Raw genomic sequence first — 19,010 nt, 5'->3', positions numbered from 1 at the left:
AGCTCATTCCCAACCCATCTCATCCTTAAGGAAATACCATGTCCAAACTCGAACAACTGGTCGCCGACCTGTCCGCCCTGACCGTTCTGGAAGCTGCTGAACTGTCGAAGCTCCTCGAAGACAAGTGGGGCGTCTCGGCCGCCGCTCCGGTCGCCGTCGCTGCCGTCGCCGGTGGCGCTGCTGCCGCTCCGGCTGAAGCCGTCGAAGAGCAAACCGAATTCACCGTCGTCCTGGTTGACGGCGGCGACAAGAAGATCAACGTGATCAAGGAAATCCGTGGCATCCGTTCGGAGCTCGGCCTGAAGGAAGCCAAGGACCTCGTCGAAGGCGCTCCGCAGACCGTCAAGGAAAACGTTTCGAAGCAAGAAGCGGCTGACATCAAGAAGAAGCTGGAAGACGCCGGCGCCAAGGTCGAAGTTAAGTAATTTCGCCTTTCTTCGGGAAGTTAAACAGAAAGCCCGGATCGCAAGGTCCGGGCTTTTTTACATTTCCGGGGCAGCCTTGCGTTTGCGCCTCGGCTGGATGGTCTTGCCCAGGTGGCGGCTATAGACCTGCGTGAACTCCGCACCAAAAAAGAAGATCTGCGTCGAATAGTAGATCCACACCAGAAGCACGATCAGCGACCCGGCCGCTCCATAGGCCGAGGACAGGGCGCTTTGCCCCAGATAGAGGCCGATCAGTTGCTTGCCGAAGCTGAACAACACGGCGGTAATGGCCGCGCCGACCCACACATCGCTCCATTCGATGCGCGCATCGGGCAGAATTTTGAAGGTCATGGCAAAGAGGAAGGTCACCACGCCGAACGACAGGATCAGATTGATCAGGGCCATGACGGGCGCAGGGATATAGGGCGAAATGAACGCGCTGAAGGCCGCCAGCCCCGCCGACACCACCAGAGAGATCAGCAGCAGAAAGCCGATCCCGACCACCAGCGCAAACGACAGAAGCCGTTTCTGGATAAAGACTTTCCAGTGCAGGCGCGGCGGTTCAACGTTCCAGATGTCGTTCATCGCCTCCTGAAGCTGGGCAAAGAAGCCGGTCGCCGAAATGATCAGGGTCACAAAGCCGATGACCGTGGCCACCAACCCCTGTTGCGGGTTAAACGCGCCGCTGAGCATGGTCTGCACGGCACCGGCCCCCTGATCGCCGATCAGGGCGCTCAGTTCGGCCATCATATAGCCATTAACCGCCTCACGCCCGAAGGCGATGCCCGCTATGCCGGTGACGATCAGCAGCAGCGGCCCGATGGACAGGATGCTGTAAAAGGCCAGCGCCGCCCCCAGCCGCGGGGCCTTGTCCTCATTCCATTCGTGCAGGGCTTCCAGCAGCATACGCCCCAGCAGGCTGAGGCTCAGGGGCGGACGGGCAGGTGGGGGCGTATGGGTCATAGGGGTATCAAACGCAAAAACGCCGGAAAAAGATCAATTCTTTTCCGGCGTCTTATCCCAAACTTTCGATCAGACCTTATACCAACGGCCGAAGATGCTGACCGCATCCGGCCGTTGAAGACACGAGACTCTCTCATATGTATCAGCGACATGAGACAGTCTCGAACGGAACACCAAGAGTCATTGAGAATGACTCTTAGTATTATTTCAGGTCCGACAGCGCGTTGAAATCATAGCTGTTCATCGCCGTGGCGTCGCCGCTGGTATAGCTGGCCGGGGCGGTCTGAACCACCGGGGCAGGGGCGGGCTGAGCCGGGCGGCTTTGCAGGCAGCGACCCTGGAAGAAGGCCCCGATGTCGATCGACAGGCTTTCGTGCGTGATGTCACCTTCGACATAGGCCGAGGAATAGAGTTTGACGGCCTTACCCGAAATGCTGCCGACGACGCGACCGCGCACTTCGATGGTTTCGGCTTCGACATCGCCTTCGATATTGCCGGCTTCACCGACGATCAGGTGGGCGACCTTCACATTACCGCGCACATTGCCATCGACCTGAAGATCCGCCGTGCCGTTGATATTGCCTTCGATGCGCAGATGCGCGGCCAGAAGCGACGGGGCACCGCGCGACACAGTGGGGGCCGCCGGCGCCGGGGCCGGAGCGGGCGCGCCGGACGTCTTCATATTGACCGTGGACATATCCAGCGGCGGCGGGGTGTTGGCCTTGACCGGCGCGCGACTGGCGTCGGACTGAGGACGGACGGGTTTGCTAGTTTTGTTGAACATAGTCTCCAGCCTTTACGAAGCGCGCAGGGTTTTGAGGACGGCCATTGAGCCAGACCTCATAATGAAGGTGAACACCGGTGGAGCGGCCCGTTGAGCCCATCGCGCCCACCCGCTGACCGACGCCGACGCGCTGACCGGCGCGCACGGCAAAGGACTGCATATGGGCGTAACGGGTCTTGAAGCCGTTACCGTGGTCGATTTCGACGCAGTTGCCATAGCCATTGCGCACCCCGGCAAAGGAGACAATGCCGGGCGCCGTGGCATGGATCGGCGTCAGAAAGGGTCCAGCAAAATCCAGGCCAGCGTGCGTTTTGGGCCGGCGGGTGAAGGGATCGAAGCGCACGCCGAAACCAGAGGTCATGCGCGTATTGACCGTGGGGCGGGCAAAAGGCAGGACGCGCGACGACTTTTCGAGGCCGCGCATGTCCGAAAGATTGAGCGCCGCGCTGCGGATGCGTTCGGCAAAGCCTTGATCGACATCGAGAAATGTCGCCAGCTCCTTGGCGTCGCGCGTTTCCAGAAGCGCGCTTGAGCCCGCACCGGCATAGCTTTGCGGATTGAGCCCGGCCAGACGGAAGGCCAGGCGCAGACGCTCGGCGCGCGACTTGGCGAATGTCTCAGCCTTGGACACCATGCGTTCCTGTTCGGCACGCACCGCATAGATACGTTCCACCGGCGGCATGGACGGGTCGATGCGCGCCGGGGCCAGAGCCGGAGCGGCGCCGGGGACGCCTTTGAAATCCTGAAGAATCTGGACCAGCGCGCCGTGGCGCTTTTCGACCGTTTGCGCCAGTTGCTCCAGCGAACCGGAGGAGGCTTCGCTCTGCTTCATCAGCACGTCCAGACGCGCCTGACGGTCAGCGACGAGGCGCTCGGACTGGGCCCGCGCCATCATGATCTGCTTTTCGGCGCCGTTACCGCCGGAAATGGCCATGAAAAAGACCGCCCCGGTGCTCATGGCCAGCCAGGTCAGACCGATGGTGGCCAGGACTGCAAAGCCGAATTGTTTGCCTGTGCTGAGAATGTAACCGTGGGTTTCGTCGCCACTGCGGATGTAAAGATGCCGCTCCGGAAAGGTTTGTTCCAGAGCGCTCCTCAGGCGATGAAAGCTTCTCTTAGGCATAACACCCGCGCCCTTCCACTTGATTTTAATTATGACTTAACCAAATGCGCTTTGGCAAGCCTTAATCGAATCGCCGGATGATGCGCCGCACACCGAACCTGTAATTTCTTTTAAAACAGCAGGTTAAGGTGGAGGTTTTCAGGCGATATGTCCCGTTTTGGGAGGGACAAAATCGCCTGTTTCAAGAAAAGTGCCGCGTAACGGGGTTATTATGAAAATATTATGTCAATAGGGAATTTATCCCCTCAGGCGATTTTTGCCCGCAGAGTGTCGAGCACGGCTGCAACGTGGCCCTTGATGCGCACCTTGCGCCACGCGGCCTGCACCACGCCTTGCGGATCAATCAGCCAGGTGGAACGGTCGGTGCCCATATAGGTTTTGCCGTACATCGACTTTTCAACCCACGCCCCCAGCGCCTCGATCAGACCCGGCGTGGTGTCCGAAAGCAGGACAGGCGTCAGGGCGTGTTTCGTTTTGAAGCGGGCGTGGCTGTTGAGGTCGTCCTTCGACAGGCCAATGACCTGCGCGCCAAGGGCTTCGAACTGCGGCACGGCGGCGGTAAAGTCGATGGCTTCCTGCGTGCAGGTGGGGGTGTTGTCGGCGGGGTAGAGGAACAGCACGGTCCAGCGGCCTTTGAGGCTGTCCGGCGTCCAGTTTTGGCCATCATCGCCGGGCAGGGTGAAGTCGGGCAGAGGGAAGGGCGCGAGTGCGTCGGCTGCGGACTCGCCAGCTGACTTTTTTGACAAATTTTTTGCCATGACAATGCCTTCGGTTAATCTTATGAGAAAAAGAACGCCGCACACTGGCGGTCTTATTGGTTTCGTTTTGTGGTACGCCCGGCGCGTGCGTTCGGATCTTCGTGAATAGCCTGATCACCCAGCTCAGACAACACTGGAGGCTTAGCCTGAGCGGCGTCATTCTGTTGATGGCGCTGGTGTTTGTCGGGTGCCTGTCGCAGGGGCCCATTCGCATTGACGGGCTGCGCTTCCTGATCGTGTCGCGGCTGGAGCGCACTATTCCGGGGGCAGAGGCCAGCCTAAAACACCTCGATCTCGTGTGGTTCCACGACTCCAACGCGCTGGGTCTGCGGTTTGACGACCTGCTGCTGAAGGACAAGGCCGGGCGCACCGTGGCCTCGGCCGATCAGATGGAGGCGGCGCTGGCGCTCGACAGCCTGATCTGGTGGCATCTGGCCCCGGCGCGGCTGACGGCAGACCGGTTTTTTGTGGCGCTGTCGGCGTCACCCAATGGCCGCATCGAACTGGGTTACGAGGCCAGAGGCAATCCGGAAGCCTTCGCGGTTGAGCGCCTCTTCTACGACCTGACCGGCAAGGAGACGCTGGGCCGCCCGCTGAGCTATACGCGTGAGGTCCATCTGACCAATGGCACCCTGGCCTTCCGGCAGGTGGGGACGCCGCTCGACTGGCGCGCCCGCGTGACGCAGATCGACTTTTCCAAACGCAACAGGCTGATCCGCTCAAAAATCGGTCTGGACGTCGAAACGCAGGGGCGCAAGGCCTCACTTATGCTGGACGCGCGGGCGCAGACGGACCTGCGCACCGCCGAGGTTCAGGCGGAAATTCGTGACCTTATCCCGTCGCAGATATTTCCGTCGGCGGGCGCGCTGAAAGGGCTGTCGCATTTCCGCGCGGCGATCAACGGGCGCGGCAATCTGAAATACGCGGCGCGCACCGGCATCGAGAGCGCCTTTCTCGATATTTCTGCCGGCAAGGGCAGCTATGATTTCGGCAAGTCAGCACAGGCTTTTGACGCCTTGAGCCTCAAAGCAGACTACGTCCCTAAAACGCGCACCGTGCGCTTCACCACCTTCCGGCTCGACTCGCGCTACATTGATACCGACTTGTCGGGTCGTGTGTTCATGACGCCCGAAGACCCCAAACGCGACCGCAAGATGGCGGTGCATTTTGACTTTGCCGGACCGCGCGTTACCGGGCAACTGGCCGATGACTTCCCGGCCCAGACCCTGACCGAGGTGCATTTCAAGGGCACCTTTACGCCTGACCTGCGGCAACTCGATATCGAGTCGGGTAAGGCGCGGCTGGTGGATGCACCGCTGACCACCAAGGGGCGGCTCTATACAGACGATAAGGGACAGTTGGGGGCTGATCTGACGGCGCGCATCGACGGCGATTTCCGCAAGGAGGTGGTGTTCGCCTTCTGGCCGGAAAACCTGACGCCGATCACCCGCGGCGACCTGATCCGCCGTATCAAGGGCGGCACCTATTCCAACGCCGATTTCGTGCTGAAAGCCCCGCCGGGTCATTTCCGCGACGGCTATCTGGAAAAGGAGGACCTGCGCCTGACCTTTGGCTTCCGCGACATGGGCCTCAGTGTCGATAGCCGCCTTCAGGACGCCACCGGGCTTTACGGGACGGGCCTGTTGCAGGGGACCAGTTTCGATCTCAGCCTGCGTGGTGGCCATCTGGTCGAGGTGCCGCTGACCGGCGGCGGCGTCTCCGTGCCGCAGTTTCATAAGCGCCGCGCGCCCAGGGCCGAAACCCATATCTGGCTGACGGCGCAAAGCGGGGCGGCGCAACTGATCGAAGCCATTGACCCGCTGACCGGCGGGCATCTGCAAAAGGAAGGGTTGACGCGCGATCGTCTGAGCGGCGACGCCGAAACGCGGCTCGATATCCGCTTTCCGACCTTTGACAATCTGACGCTCAAGAACCTCGACCTGACCTTTTCGGGCAAGATCCGCAATGCCGGCCTCAAACAGGCGGCGCTGGGCTGGGACATTGTCGAAGGCGACCTGACGGTGACGGGCGACTATCTGGCCAACCGCCTTGAGGTGCGCGGCCCGGCCAAACTGGGCCCCTATGCCGGTGAGATCGGCTATCGGACGCAGTTCGAGCCGACCATGCAATATATCGACTTCACGGGCAGCTTTAATGCGCGGCAGTTTGGCGGCTCGCCCACCAAACGTGTCCCCATTCGCGGGCAACTGGAGCTGTTCAACAATATCGGCAAGGGACGCATCGAGTCCGATATCTTCAATGGCACGGTCAACTGGGATGGCCCGGAGCCGCGCCCGACGCAGGTCGTCCTGTCCGGCAATACGCTGAGCGACGGCATGAAGGGGCAGGGCCTGCCCATATTCGGGCGCTTCCGTCCCGAAATTCCCACCGACATCCGTCTGCGCCGGTCGGGTGACGTGTGGACGGGTGAGGTGGAGGCCGAAGGCTTTTCCGGCGATCTGGCCTATATCGACAGCCAGCATCCGCGACTGGTCTATAAGGCCAATATCTCCCCCGAACGCGCCCGGTTGCTGGGCCTGGGGGCCTTGCCCTATTTCAGTGAGACGCGGCCGCTCACGGTCAATATCGGGCTCGATGCCGAGTCGCGCGAAGCCCGCATCCGTGTGGGCGATATCAACTCCGTCCTCGACTGGACCGATGAAGGCGACAAACCGCCCAAGCGCACCCTGACCACGCGCCTGACGCCCGAGCAGATGTACGCACTGGGCCTGCCGCGCGCCTGGTTCAATCCACAGGAAACCCTGCCCGTGTTTGCGCGCTGGGAACAGGACGTGCGCGGCATAGACGGCGATGTGTTTATCGGCGATCAATTGTTGACGTTTGACCTGCCCGACAGCGATGGGACCAGCTTCCTGTTCGGCCCGCCCAAGGCGTGGGCGCGCATCGGGGGGACGGTGGACCGCGCGTTTCTGGGGCGGCTCGGCTATGTCAGCCATAGCCTTGAACTGGACGGTAAGGTCGGGTTTGAACTCAACCTCTATCAGACGGAAAACCGCACGCTGGGCGCCCTGTCTCCGGCGCAGATTTCGGCGGCGGTGCTGGATATCGACGCCACGCCGACGCGGCTGCAACTGGCACGCAGCGACTGGGTCAAGCCGGTGGGTGAGGCGGCCCGACTGTCGATCAGCTTCGATGAACGCAGCGGCGGCGGCCTCGACATGCCGCGTATTCGCGCCACCGGCGACCGTCTGGAGGTCGAGGGGAAGGTGTCGGTGAAAGAGTCGGGCGAAGTCGATTATGTCGATTTTTCAAAACTCTATCTTAAAGACTTCGCGGATTTAACCGCGCGGCTGTCGCCCGCTGACGCCTCAGGGGTGCAGACCCTGACCCTGCGCGGAAAACGCCTGGATGTGCGGCCGTGGTTCAATCCGCCGCGCACCCAGCCGACCGTCACCGACGCCCGCCCGGTCACCGCGGCTGAGCTGCCGCGCGCCCCGGCGACGACGGCCAACACCGCGCCGCACCTTAACCGGCCCGTGCGCTTGCTGGTGGACATCAGCGCGGTGCGCACCTCACAGGACGGCGTCTTCAGCGAAGTCGAACTGAAGGCCGGGTGGGACGGACGCAATGTGATTGCCGGCGAAGGCTCAGCCCTGACGCGCCTCGGCTCGCTGGTGACGCTCGATTTCAAGCCGCAAAACGACTACACGGCCTTTACCTTCGAAGCCGATGACCTCGGTGACCTCGTGGCGACCGCCCTGGGCGACAAGCGCCTGTCGGGCGGTGATGCCGTGATCGAAGGCGTCTATCGCAATGGTCAGATCGACGCCACGCTCAAAGGCGAAGACATCCGCGTCAAGCAGATACCGGCTCTGGGTCAAGTGTTGACTCTGGCTTCGCTGCGCGGCCTGTCCGACACCCTGTCCGGGGCCGGTATCAAGTTCGACGACTATGAATTCCCCATCCGCTACCGCGACAATTACCTGTTTATCCGCAACGGCTGGGCCAAGGGCGACGCTTTGCGCATCAATGTCTGGGGTGCGCAGGATTTCAGCCAACAGACCATGGATTATCACGGCACCCTGATCCCGGCCTATGGCGTCAATGCCGCCTTTGCTGGCATTCCACTGGTTGGCGACGCCCTGACCTCCAACCGCGGCGAGGGCGTGCTGGGCCTTAAATACCGCCTCAAGGGCCGCTTTGGCACGCCGCAGGCCGAGATCAACCCGTTCTCGCTGGTCCTGCCGGGCTTCCTGCGACGCATTCTGGATGAAAAACACGAAGACCCGTTGCCGCCGGTCGATGTGACCTCGCCGCGTGACAGTTAAGTCAGAAAAGGCTCAGGATTTGTGGGGCCGCAGGCCCCACACCCCGTCATCGGGAGCCAAAAGGAAAGGCCGGAGCGTGAACTCCGGCCTTTCAACGCTTTGGCGAAGCACCTCCCCTGATCTCAGGGGGGATGCTGGCGCTTAAACCGGCTTGACCAGCACAATCTTCTTCTTGCCCTGAGCGACCTTGATCACGCCGTCGGCATTGAGATCGGCCAGAGTCACGGCCTGATTGCCGTCGGTGATGGCCGTGTCATTGACGCGCAGGCCACCGCCCTGAGCCAGACGACGCGCTTCGCCGTTCGATTGGGTCAGACCGATTTTCGTTGTCAGGGCCGCCAGCATGATCCCGGCCTCAAGTTCGGCGCGGGCCACTTCAACCGTCGGCAGGTCGGCGGAGAGCACGCCCTGTTCAAAGGCCTTCTGCGCTGTGTCGCGCGCCGTGGCGGCCGCCGCTTCGCCGTGCACCAGGCGCGTGGCCGCGTCGGCGAGGATCTTCTTGGCCTCGTTGATCTCCGCTCCTTGCAGGGCTTCGAGGCGGCGGATTTCGTCCATCGGCAGGTCGGTAAACAGGCGCATGAACTTGCCGACATCGGCGTCTTCGGTGTTGCGCCAGTATTGCCAGTAGTCATAGGGCGACAGCGCGTCGGCATTGAGCCACACAGCACCACCCACCGTCTTGCCCATCTTGGCGCCCGATGCGGTGGTCAAAAGCGGCGTGGTCAGGCCAAAGGCGGCTTTCTGGTTCAGGCGGCGTGTCAGTTCGACGCCATTGACGATATTGCCCCACTGATCCGAACCGCCCATTTGCAGAACGCAATTATAGGTGCTGTTCAGTTCGCGGAAATCGACCGCCTGCATCAGCATGTAATTGAATTCGAGAAAGGTCATCGGCTGCTCACGCTCAAGGCGCAGCTTGACCGAGTCGAAGGTCAGCATACGGTTGATGGTGAAGTGCGTGCCGAAGGTGCGCAGAAATTCGATATAGCCAAAGCCCGACAGCCAGTCGTCATTATTGACCATGAGGGCGTCGGTTGCGCCGTCTCCAAAGGTCAGGAAGCTGTTGAACACCGACTTGATGCCGTTCATGTTCGACTGAATCTGTTCGTCGGTCAGAAGCGGGCGCTGGGTGTCCTTGAAGGTCGGGTCGCCGACCTTGGTCGTGCCGCCGCCCATCAGTACGATCGGCTTGTTGCCGGTCTTTTGCAGCCAGTAGAGCAGCATGATCTGCACCAGATGCCCGGCGTGCAACGACGAAGCCGTGGCATCATAGCCGATATAGCCCGTGATCGGTCCGGCAGAAGCCAGCGTATCGAGGGCTTCCGCGTCCGTGCACTGGTGGATGAAACCGCGCTCCGAGAGGACGTTGAGGAAATCGGATTTGAAGGAGGTCATGTCTCTAACGATGTTGCTGTCACGCGGGTTTGCGTGCAAGTTGCGTCTAACACGCAGACCCCGCTTTTCCATAGGCTTTTCGCATGAAAATCATCGGCTTTATGACCGGCACCTCGCTCGATGGCATCGACATGGCGGTGCTGGACACCGACGGTGAGGCTGAGCTGAGCTTCGGGCCCTTTGCCGAAAAGCCCATGCCGTCTGAGGTACGCGCCGTTCTGGAGACCGCCACAAAGGACGCGCTCAACTGGCCGCGTGGCACGGCGGAACCGGACAGTTTCGCCACGGCGCGGCGCGTGATCGCCGACTATCATCTTCAGTCTCTGGGGCAGTTTTTGAGCGAAAACGGTCTGAATATTCGGGATTTTGACGCCCTGGGGGTGCATGGGCAAACCGTACTGCACGAACGGCCAAAGGACGGCGTGCCGGGACGGACCGTGCAGTTGTTCGATGGGGCCTATCTGGCCGAAAAAACCGGCCTGACCGTCGTCTGCGACTTCCGCCGCGCCGATATCGAAGCGGGCGGTGAGGCGGCCCCGCTGGCGCCCGTCTATCATCGCGCACTGGCGCAGAAGGCCGGTCTGGAATTGCCCGTAGTCGTTGTCAATCTGGGGGGCGTTGCCAATATCACCGTGATTAGCGAGGACGGCCTGACGGCGCTCGATACCGGCCCGGCCAGCGGTCTGATGGATCAGTGGATGCGGCAACACACCGGCCAATGGTTCGATGAAGATGGCGCGGTGGCCGCACAAGGCCGGGCGGATATGGCCATTGTGGCCGATTATCTGAGCCACCCTTATTTCGCAGCCCCGGCACCCAAGTCATTGGACCGATACGATTTTACGCTGGAGCGTGTGCGCCACCTCAGCCACGCAGACGGTATGGCAACGCTGATGGCCTTTACCGTCGAAAGCCTGCGCCATGAGATCGTGCGCGCGGGCGTGACGCCTTCGGCCATCATTCTGTGCGGCGGCGGCCGTAATAACCGCCACCTCGTCAAGGTGTTACGTGAGCGTCTGGCCGACATTGCGCCGGTGCGTATCGCCGAAGACCTCGGCTGGCGCGGCGGCGCGATCGAAGCCGAGGCCTTTGCCTATATGGCCGCGCGGTCGCTGAAAGGCCTGCCGATTTCCTTCCCCGGCACCACGGGTGTGAAGACGCCGCTAACCGGTGGGGTCATCTATCGCCCCGAAAGCGCACGCCGCAGCGCCTGAGTGTTCTCCACAGATGGCCACAGATGCGGCCCGCAAGGCGGGCCTCTCACAGATTTAGAGTTGTATTTAAGACTTTGGCCACTTGCTCAGCCCATCTGTGTGACCGCCTTTTGGCGGTCATCTGTGTCATCTGTGGTAAAACAAAATTGGCCACAGGACTTTGGTTTCGCCATTAAAAAGGACGCCGAAGCGTCCTTCAAACCCTATTCCAGCTCACCGGCCAGACGGCGATCGAGGTAACCGCCGACGCGGCCTTCGATTTCCGGCAGGTGCTCGGTCCAGAAGTGGCCCGCGCCGTCCACGACTTCGTGGGCAATGGTGATGCCCTTTTGCGTGCGCAGCTTGGCCACGACGCGCTCGACCTCGGTTGGCGGTACCACCGAATCGGCCGAGCCATTGATGAACAGGCCTGAGGCCGGGCAGGGGGCCAGGAAGCTGAAATCATAGGCATTGGCTGGCGGCGATACCGAGATGAAGCCGTCGGTTTCCGGGCGGCGCATCAGCAATTGCATACCGATATAGGCCCCGAAATTATAGCCCGCGACCCAGAATTGCGAGGCTGTCGGGTTCTTGGCCTGAAGCCAGTCGAGCGCGGTCGCCGCATCGGCCAGCTCACCAATGCCCGAATCGAATTCGCCCTGCGACTTGCCGACACCACGAAAGTTGAAGCGCAGCACCGAAAAGCCGCGCGTCATAAACAGGTGGAACAGCTGCGCCGTCACCGGGTTATTCATGTGCCCGCCGGCCTTGGGGTGGGGGTGAAGGATCAGGGCAATGGGCGCGTTGTCCGTCTTTCCGGCGGTGTATCGGGCCTCAATTCGACCGGCGGCACCGGCGAGGATCACTTCAGGCATATAGAACCCTTGTTTCGTAATAAAATGTGTCATGGTGCGGCGCATAATTCTTGACTATAATAGTCAGGATTACTATGTCCCGCGCAGGGAAGACGGCGCCCCCTTATCAGGCAAGCCGTTTAGCACACTCTTTTCGGCTTTGGGCAGGTTTTTCATCGACCTGTTGCGATTTAGCCGAGGGCAGCCACAGGACTGACGGCATGAGATTATCGACCAAGGGACGTTACGCCGTCATGGCCATGACGGATCTGGCGCTCAATGCTCAGGGCAAACCCATCTCCCTGTCCGAAATTTCCGAGCGTCAGCAGATTTCCCTGTCCTATCTGGAGCAGCTCTTTGCCCGCTTGCGCAAGGCCGGACTGGTCAAGAGCGCGCGCGGTCCCGGCGGCGGCTACACGCTGGCGCGGACGGCGGACGCGCTGTTTGTAAGTGAGATCGTGCTGGCCGTCGATGAGCCGATCAAGGCGACGCGCTGCGCTTTGACGTCCAACAAGCTGGGGGCCAATAAACGTCTGTCTAAGGAACATGCAGCGCGCGAAATCGGCTGTATGCCGGGCGGGCAGCGCTGCCTGACGCACAATCTGTGGGAAGATCTGGGCTTTGCCATCCACGACTACCTTTCGACCGTATCGCTGAACGACGTGGTGCATAAGCGCACGCGCAAGCGGGTGACGATCGAAAACCGTTTCCCGGTCGATGCCCAAAGGGAACTGGCCTGATGGCAGACGCGCCCCTCTATCTGGACCACGCCGCCACCTCGCCGATCCGGCCGCAGGTGCGCGAGGCCATGCTCCGGGCGTGGGAGATCGGGGCCAATGCCTCGTCCGTGCACGCCCTGGGGCGTAAGGCCAAGCTGCGGCTCGAAGAGGCGCGCAACGATGTGCTTGGCTTCGTCAACGGCGTCGGTCCGGCGCGTCTGATCTTCACATCGGGGGGGACAGAGGCCAATCAACTGGCGCTCAGTCAGTCGCGCGGCTTTGACCGAATGATCGTCAGCGTCGGGGAACACGACAGCGTCTATAAGGCTGCCGAAAGCTATGGTTTGCCCGTGGCTTATGTGCCATTGCTCAGGTCAGGTTTAGTCGATACCGAGGCCTTGCATCAACTGTTGAACGCAGGCGGCAAGCCCTTTGTGGCGGTCATGTGGGTCAATAACGAAACCGGCGTGATCAACCCCATCCGTGAGATCGCCGATCAGGTCCACGCCGCCGGTGGCTGGCTGCACGTCGATGCGGTGCAGGCGGCGGGCAAGGTCGCGATCGACTTTGAAGCGTTGGGGGCCGATAGCCTGTCGCTCGCGGCGCACAAGATCGGCGGGCCGCAGGGCGTGGGCGCGCTGATCTACAGCGCGGACCGCGACATTCACGCCGCCATTCCCGGTGGCGGGCAGGAGTTCGGCCATCGCGCGGGTACGGAAAACATCGCCGGGATCGCCGGTTTTGCCGAAGCCACCCGCCACGCGCGGCCGATGACCGATACCGCTCAGGCCGAGGCCGAGGCGGCCCTGAAGGCGCTCGGTGCGACCATTGTGGGCGAAGAGGCACCGCGCGCGCCGGGAATTACCTGTTTCACCGTCCCTGACTGGACGGCGCAGCTTCAGCTTATCCACATGGATATGGCGGGCGTCTGCGTCTCATCGGGGTCGGCCTGTTCGTCGGGCAAGGTCAAATCGAGCCGCGTTCTGGAGGCTATGGGGCTTTCTGAGGTGGCGGACAAGGCCTTGCGCGTCTCGTCCGGATGGACGACAAGCACCGCCGACTGGCAACAATTCATAGAGGTTTGGTCCACGGGCTATGCGAAGCATCACGCCCGGCAAGCGGGTAGAGTAAAGGAAAGCGCCTGATGGCAGCGGTCAAGGAAACCATTGAAACGGTTCAAAAACTTGAGACCTATGCGCACGGTTTCGTCACCGATATTGAGACGGAATACGCGCCGAAGGGGCTTAATGCCGACATCGTGCGCTTCATTTCGGCCAAGAAGAACGAGCCGCAATGGATGCTCGATTACCGTCTGGCGGCCTTTGAGCGCTGGCAGTCGATGGACGAGCCCGACTGGGCCAAGGTCCATTATCAGAAGGTCGATTATCAGGACCTCTATTACTACGCCGCGCCCAAGCCGAAGCCCAAGCTGAACAGTCTGGACGAGGTCGATCCGGAACTGCTGGCCGTCTATGCCAAACTCGGCATCCCGCTCAAAGAGCAGGAAGTGCTGGCCGGTGTCGCTACGGCGCCGAAATACGCCGTCGATGCGGTGTTCGACTCGGTGTCGGTCGTGACCACCTTCAAGGAAGAACTGAAGAAGTCGGGCGTTATTTTTTGCTCTATTTCCGAGGCCTTACGCGAATATCCTGAACTGGTGAAAGAATATCTCGGCTCGGTCGTCCCGGTGTCGGACAACTATTTCGCCGCGCTGAACGCCGCCGTATTTTCGGATGGGTCGTTCGTCTATGTGCCGCCGGGCGTACGCTGTCCGATGGAGCTTTCGACCTATTTCCGCATCAATGCGGAAAATACGGGGCAGTTCGAACGCACCCTGATTATCGCCGACAAGGGGGCCTACGTTTCCTATCTGGAAGGCTGTACCGCGCCGATGCGCGATGAAAACCAGCTTCATGCCGCCGTGGTCGAGTTGGTGGCGCTGGAAGACGCCTCGATCAAATATTCGACCGTGCAAAACTGGTATCCCGGCGACGCTGAGGGCAAGGGCGGTATCTATAATTTCGTGACCAAGCGCGCCGATTGCCGGGGCGCACGCTCGAAAGTGTCATGGACTCAGGTGGAAACCGGTTCGGCGGTGACGTGGAAGTACCCGTCGTGCATCCTGCGCGGTGACGACAGCGTGGGTGAATTCTACTCCATCGCCGTCACCAATGGCATGCAACAGGCCGATACCGGCACCAAGATGATCCATCTGGGCAAGAATACCCGCTCGCGCATCATCAGTAAGGGCGTATCGGCGGGCAAGTCGTCCAACACCTATCGCGGGCTGGTTTCCGCCCACGCCAAGGCGGGTGGGGCGCGTAACTTCACCCAGTGCGACAGCCTGCTGATCGGCAAGACCTGTGCCGCCCACACCGTGCCCTATGTCGAGTCCGACACCGCTTCGGCGCAGTTCGAGCACGAGGCGACGACGACCCGCCTCAGCGAGGATCAGTTGTTCTACGCCATGCAGCGCGGCCTGTCGCAGGAAGAGGCGGTGGCGCTGCTGGTCAACGGCTTCGTGCGCGAAGTGTTGCAGGAGCTGCCGATGGAATTTGCCGTCGAGGCGCAGAAGCTGCTGGCCATCAGCCTAGAGGGGAGCGTGGGATGACGGAAGCCACTACACTGTATCGTCCCGTAGGCTCTGCCGAACTTCGACTGATCGAAGCGACCGGATGGAGGGCGTTTCCGCCGCGTTTGCCTGAGCAGCCCATTTTCTATCCGGTTACGAATGAAGGCTATGCCGCTCAAATCGCTCGCGACTGGAATGCTGTTCATAATGATGACCACCGGGGTTATGTGACCCGCTTTGACGTGCGGACGGATGTTCTGAGCGCCTACGAAAAGAAGATCGTTGGCGGGCGTGAACACGAGGAATATTGGGTGCCTGCGGAGGAGCTTGACGCTTTCAACGCGGCTATCGTTGGCAAGATCGAGGTGACGCAAACTTTCGGTCTGGTCACGGAAGAAGAGAACAATAACAATGCTTAATATCGAAAACCTCACCGTCAGCGTTGACGACAAGACCATCCTCAAGGGCCTGAACCTGAACGTTCCGGCGGGTGAAGTGCACGCCATTATGGGCCCCAATGGTGCCGGGAAATCGACGCTGGGCTATACGCTGGCCGGGCGGCCGAATTACGAAGTGACGCAAGGGGCGGTCGATTTCAACGGCGAAGACCTGCTGGACAAGGATGTGCATGAGCGCGCTGCGGCGGGGCTTTATCTGTCGTTCCAGTATCCGCTGGAAATCCCCGGCGTGCCGGCCATGACCTTCATCCGCACGGCGCTCAATGCCCAGCGCAAACTGCGCGGCGAAGAGGAGATGTCGGCCCCCGAATTCCTCAAGACCATCCGCGAGGTCGCCAAGACGCTGAAAATCGACATGGACATGCTGAAACGTCCGCTCAATGTCGGCTTCTCCGGTGGCGAAAAGAAGCGCATGGAAGTGCTGCAGATGGCGCTGTTGCAACCGAAGTTCCTGATTCTCGACGAGACGGATTCGGGCCTCGATATCGACGCGCTCAAGGTGGTGTCGGACGGCGTCAATGCCCTGCGCAGCGATGATCGCGGTATGCTGGTTATCACCCACTATCAGCGCCTGCTTGATCATATCAAACCCGACCACATCCACATCCTTGTCGATGGGAAGATCGTTCATTCCGCTGGCCCGGAACTGGCGCTGGAACTGGAAGCGCACGGCTATGACCGCTATGTCAATGAGGCGGCGTAATGGCGTTTGACCTGACCCCGCTCGATCTGTTCGACCCGTCGTCCTACCCAACGCGGCGTCATGAGGAATGGAAATATTCCGACCTGTCGCGCGCCCTGCGGGAGGTGCCGGCGCGCGCCGAGCTGACGCATCTTCAGGCCGAAGCCGTTGATTTCGGGGGCTTCTACTGGCACTGTGCGGGTGACGGGCAACTGGCTGACCTGCAAGCCGCCGTTTCCAAAGCCGTTCAGAGTTCAGGTGGTCGTCTCTACCTCGACATGAGCGATGTCGGGGAAGAAGGCGCTATGGCCGGTTATCAGGGCGAGGGCCGCATCACCCTGGGCGAGGGTGAACACCTTATCCTGCTGGAAGACTATAGCGGGGCGCTGGACTATGCCGCCAGCACGGTCCTGCACTTCGACGTGGCCGAAGGGGCGACGCTGATCCGCGTGGTCATTCTCGATGAGCCGGAAAGCGCCGTGTCGGTGCGCCGTTCGACCGTGACCACCGCGCCGGGCAGCGTCTTCAAGCAGTATGTCTTCGCCACAGGCGCCAAGTTCCAGCGCTTTGAAACCCATGTCGCGCAAGCCGGGCACGGTGCGCAGGTCGAGATGCACGGGGCCTATCTGCTGAAAGACACAGCGCATTTCGACTACACGACGCGCGTCAACCACGCCGAGGTTGATGGCGCGACGCAACAGTTGATCAAGGGCCTCGTCAAGGACCGCGCCACGGCGGTGTTCCAGGGCCGCATCTATGTCGAAAAGGGTGCCGACGGCACCGATGCACGCATGCGCCATCAGGCCCTGATGCTCAATGACGGGGCGCGCGTGCGCGCCAAGCCGGAGCTGGAAATCTACGCCGACGATGTGCAGTGCGCGCACGGAAATACCATCGGCGCGCTGGACGAGTCGGCGCTGTTCTTCTGTCAGTCGCGCGGTATGCCTGAAGAGGTGGCGCGCGCCCTCCTGATGCAGGCCTTTGTGGTGCCGGTCGCCGAGCAGATCGAGGATGAGGCCCTGCGTGAGATGGTGCTGAACTGGATTGCTGACAAGACGGAGGGATTCTATGCCCTTTGATGTCGAAGCGGTCCGCCGCGACTTCCCCATCCTCAGCCGGCAGATCAACGGCAAGCCGCTGATCTATCTCGATTCCGGGGCCTCGGCGCAGAAGCCGACCGCGGTTATCGAGGCGATGAGCCATCACATGGCGCAGTCCTACGCCAATGTGCACCGCGGCCTGCACCGGCTGGCCAATGAGGTCACCGATGCCTTTGAGGCTGGTCGCGAGACGGTGGCGAAGTTCATCAATGCCGCGCGCCCGGAAGAGGTGATCTTCACCAAGTCGGCCACCGAGTCGATGAACCTCGTCGCCCAGACCTGGGGGCAGGCCCATATCAAGGCCGGTGATGAAATACTCATCACCGAACTGGAACATCACGCCAATATCGTGCCGTGGCACATGCTGGCGCAGCGCACGGGCGCGGTGCTGAAATGGGTGCCGATCCTTGACGACGGCAGCCTCGATATGGCGGCGTTCGATCAGTTGCTGACCGATCGCGTTAAGCTGGTCGCCGTGGCGCATATGTCGAACGTGCTGGGCACCATTAACCCCGTGCGCGAGATCGCCGACAAGGCCCACGCCGTGGGTGCGAAGGTGCTGATCGACGGCTGTCAGGGCGTGGTGCATCTGCCCGTCGATGTGCAGGCGCTGGGCTGCGACTTCTATGCCTTTTCGGCGCACAAGCTGTACGGCCCGACGGGGCTTGGCGTGCTGTGGGGCCGCTATGACCTGCTGGAGGCCATGCCGCCCTGGCAGGGGGGCGGCGAAATGATCGCCCACGTTTCCAAAGAGCGCATCACCTACGCCGAGCCGCCGCACCGTTTTGAGGCGGGGACGCCGGCTATTCTTGAGGTCATCGGGCTGAAAGCCGCCATTGACTGGCTGTCGCAGATCGACCGTGAGTCCGCTGCGACGCACGAAATGGCGCTGTATGAACGCGCCCATGCGGGACTGAAAAAGATCAATGCCCTGCGCATCTATGGCGAAGCGGCAGAAAAAGGGTCGATCCTGACCTTTTCTCTGGGCGCGGCCCACGCGCATGACGTTGCGCAGATCCTTGACCGCTACAATATAGCGGTGAGGGCGGGGACGCACTGCGCTGAACCCCTGATGACGCGGCTGGGGGTGACGTCAACCGTGCGCGCCTCCATCGCGCTTTACAATACCGAGGCCGAGATCGACGCGCTGATTGCGGCGGTTGAAAAGGCGCAAGGGTTTTTTGAGTAATGACCATGTCCAAGCACGAGATCATTTCCCTGTCCGCTGAGGACGCCAGCGAAGCGGCTATCGAACCGGGGCAGGCCGAGCTGTTTGCGCCGGAAGAGACGACGGCGGTCGAACCTCTGCCTCAGGAAGAGCTGGATCGTCTGACCGACGAACTGATCGCGGCGTTCAAGACGGTGTTCGATCCGGAAATCCCGGTCGATATCTACGAGTTGGGCCTGATCTATCGCGTTGATATCAATGACAACCGCGAAGTGGTGGTCGATATGACCCTCACCGCGCCGGGGTGTCCGGTGGCCGGCGAAATGCCGGGCTGGGTGCAGAATGCGGTGATGGGCGTGCGCGGCGTTGCGGATTGTCACGTCAATCTGGTCTTCGATCCGCCGTGGGACTCGTCCAAAATGAGCGATGAGGCCAAGCTTCAGCTCAATATGTTCTAGTTTGCATGGGAGGAAACGCGGTTTCCCCCATGCGCCCCCTTTCGTCAGTGTAAAAGGCCGCAGAGATAG

Annotated in this window: 17 protein-coding genes; 11 read left to right on the top strand and 6 right to left on the bottom strand. The window is 61.2% G+C overall.

Going from position 1 to position 19,010, the window contains the following annotated elements:
- Positions 1 to 38 precede the first annotated feature (38 nt).
- A complete protein-coding gene (gene rplL, locus ACK8OE_RS11375) occupies positions 39 to 425 on the top strand; it encodes a 50S ribosomal protein L7/L12 (RefSeq protein ID WP_013480213.1) in 387 nt (128 codons plus the stop codon).
- A 57-nt stretch (positions 426 to 482) separates the two neighbouring features.
- On the opposite strand, the gene ACK8OE_RS11370 is transcribed toward rplL, so the two are convergent.
- From ACK8OE_RS11370 to ACK8OE_RS11355, 4 genes are all read right to left on the bottom strand, one after another.
- Entirely contained in the window at positions 483 to 1,388 is a 906-nt protein-coding gene (locus ACK8OE_RS11370; protein WP_410272597.1) for a YihY/virulence factor BrkB family protein, read from the bottom strand.
- Between the two features lie 202 nt (positions 1,389 to 1,590).
- Positions 1,591 to 2,172 (bottom strand): polymer-forming cytoskeletal protein, encoded by a 582-nt coding sequence (locus ACK8OE_RS11365; protein ID WP_410272596.1) that lies wholly within the window; start codon positions 2,170 to 2,172, stop codon positions 1,591 to 1,593.
- Positions 2,156 to 3,295, bottom strand: coding sequence for a peptidoglycan DD-metalloendopeptidase family protein (locus tag ACK8OE_RS11360; RefSeq protein ID WP_290794838.1), 1,140 nt, complete (start codon positions 3,293 to 3,295; stop codon positions 2,156 to 2,158). Before ACK8OE_RS11360 ends, ACK8OE_RS11365 begins: the two co-directional genes overlap by 17 nt.
- A gap of 245 nt (positions 3,296 to 3,540) precedes the next feature.
- Positions 3,541 to 4,053, bottom strand: a complete 513-nt coding sequence (locus ACK8OE_RS11355) for a peroxiredoxin (RefSeq protein WP_410272595.1) — start codon at positions 4,051 to 4,053, stop codon at positions 3,541 to 3,543.
- Positions 4,054 to 4,154: 101 nt separating this feature from the next.
- Here ACK8OE_RS11355 and ACK8OE_RS11350 point away from each other — a divergent pair, with 101 nt between their 5' ends.
- Complete coding sequence (locus ACK8OE_RS11350; RefSeq protein ID WP_410272594.1) at positions 4,155 to 8,342, top strand: AsmA-like C-terminal region-containing protein; 4,188 nt, start codon at positions 4,155 to 4,157, stop codon at positions 8,340 to 8,342.
- Positions 8,343 to 8,483: 141 nt separating this feature from the next.
- Here ACK8OE_RS11350 and tyrS read toward each other — a convergent pair whose 3' ends face one another.
- A complete protein-coding gene (gene tyrS / locus ACK8OE_RS11345) occupies positions 8,484 to 9,737 on the bottom strand; it encodes a tyrosine--tRNA ligase (protein ID WP_272741718.1) in 1,254 nt (417 codons plus the stop codon).
- A gap of 83 nt (positions 9,738 to 9,820) precedes the next feature.
- Here tyrS and ACK8OE_RS11340 point away from each other — a divergent pair, with 83 nt between their 5' ends.
- Entirely contained in the window at positions 9,821 to 10,951 is a 1,131-nt protein-coding gene (locus ACK8OE_RS11340) for an anhydro-N-acetylmuramic acid kinase (RefSeq protein ID WP_410272593.1), read from the top strand.
- A 203-nt stretch (positions 10,952 to 11,154) separates the two neighbouring features.
- Here the strand turns inward: ACK8OE_RS11340 and ACK8OE_RS11335 are convergent, their stop codons facing one another.
- Positions 11,155 to 11,805: an alpha/beta hydrolase gene (locus tag ACK8OE_RS11335; protein ID WP_126423901.1), complete on the bottom strand. Its 651-nt coding sequence runs from the start codon at positions 11,803 to 11,805 to the stop codon at positions 11,155 to 11,157.
- Between the two features lie 200 nt (positions 11,806 to 12,005).
- Between ACK8OE_RS11335 and ACK8OE_RS11330 the strand changes: the two genes are divergently transcribed.
- From ACK8OE_RS11330 to ACK8OE_RS11295, 8 genes are read left to right on the top strand one after another with little or no spacing between them, the layout of a single operon-like run.
- Positions 12,006 to 12,524 carry an Rrf2 family transcriptional regulator gene (locus tag ACK8OE_RS11330; protein ID WP_126423900.1) on the top strand — a complete coding sequence of 173 codons (519 nt, stop codon included), beginning with the start codon at positions 12,006 to 12,008 and terminating at the stop codon, positions 12,522 to 12,524.
- A complete protein-coding gene (locus ACK8OE_RS11325) occupies positions 12,524 to 13,648 on the top strand; it encodes a cysteine desulfurase family protein (protein WP_410272592.1) in 1,125 nt (374 codons plus the stop codon). Before ACK8OE_RS11330 ends, ACK8OE_RS11325 begins: the two co-directional genes overlap by 1 nt.
- Positions 13,648 to 15,114, top strand: coding sequence for a Fe-S cluster assembly protein SufB (gene sufB, locus ACK8OE_RS11320; RefSeq protein ID WP_410272591.1), 1,467 nt, complete (start codon positions 13,648 to 13,650; stop codon positions 15,112 to 15,114). The genes ACK8OE_RS11325 and sufB overlap by 1 nt, the downstream gene beginning before the upstream one ends.
- On the top strand, positions 15,111 to 15,494 hold the full coding sequence (locus ACK8OE_RS11315) for a hypothetical protein (protein ID WP_410272590.1): 384 nt from the start codon (positions 15,111 to 15,113) through the stop codon (positions 15,492 to 15,494). The genes sufB and ACK8OE_RS11315 overlap by 4 nt, the downstream gene beginning before the upstream one ends.
- Complete coding sequence (gene sufC, locus ACK8OE_RS11310) at positions 15,487 to 16,236, top strand: Fe-S cluster assembly ATPase SufC (RefSeq protein ID WP_410272589.1); 750 nt, start codon at positions 15,487 to 15,489, stop codon at positions 16,234 to 16,236. The genes ACK8OE_RS11315 and sufC overlap by 8 nt, the downstream gene beginning before the upstream one ends.
- Positions 16,236 to 17,294, top strand: a complete 1,059-nt coding sequence (gene sufD / locus ACK8OE_RS11305; protein ID WP_410272588.1) for a Fe-S cluster assembly protein SufD — start codon at positions 16,236 to 16,238, stop codon at positions 17,292 to 17,294. Before sufC ends, sufD begins: the two co-directional genes overlap by 1 nt.
- Positions 17,284 to 18,504 carry an aminotransferase class V-fold PLP-dependent enzyme gene (locus ACK8OE_RS11300; RefSeq protein ID WP_410272587.1) on the top strand — a complete coding sequence of 407 codons (1,221 nt, stop codon included), beginning with the start codon at positions 17,284 to 17,286 and terminating at the stop codon, positions 18,502 to 18,504. Before sufD ends, ACK8OE_RS11300 begins: the two co-directional genes overlap by 11 nt.
- 5 nt (positions 18,505 to 18,509) lie before the next feature.
- On the top strand, positions 18,510 to 18,941 hold the full coding sequence (locus tag ACK8OE_RS11295) for an SUF system Fe-S cluster assembly protein (protein WP_410272689.1): 432 nt from the start codon (positions 18,510 to 18,512) through the stop codon (positions 18,939 to 18,941).
- Positions 18,942 to 19,010 lie beyond the last annotated feature (69 nt).

Origin of the sequence: Asticcacaulis sp. W401b (assembly GCF_046503825.1) — a bacterium.
Lineage (GTDB): Bacteria > Pseudomonadota > Alphaproteobacteria > Caulobacterales > Caulobacteraceae > Asticcacaulis.
The sequence above is the reverse complement of the archived record's forward strand: the minus strand, read 5'-3'. Positions and strand labels throughout refer to the sequence as shown.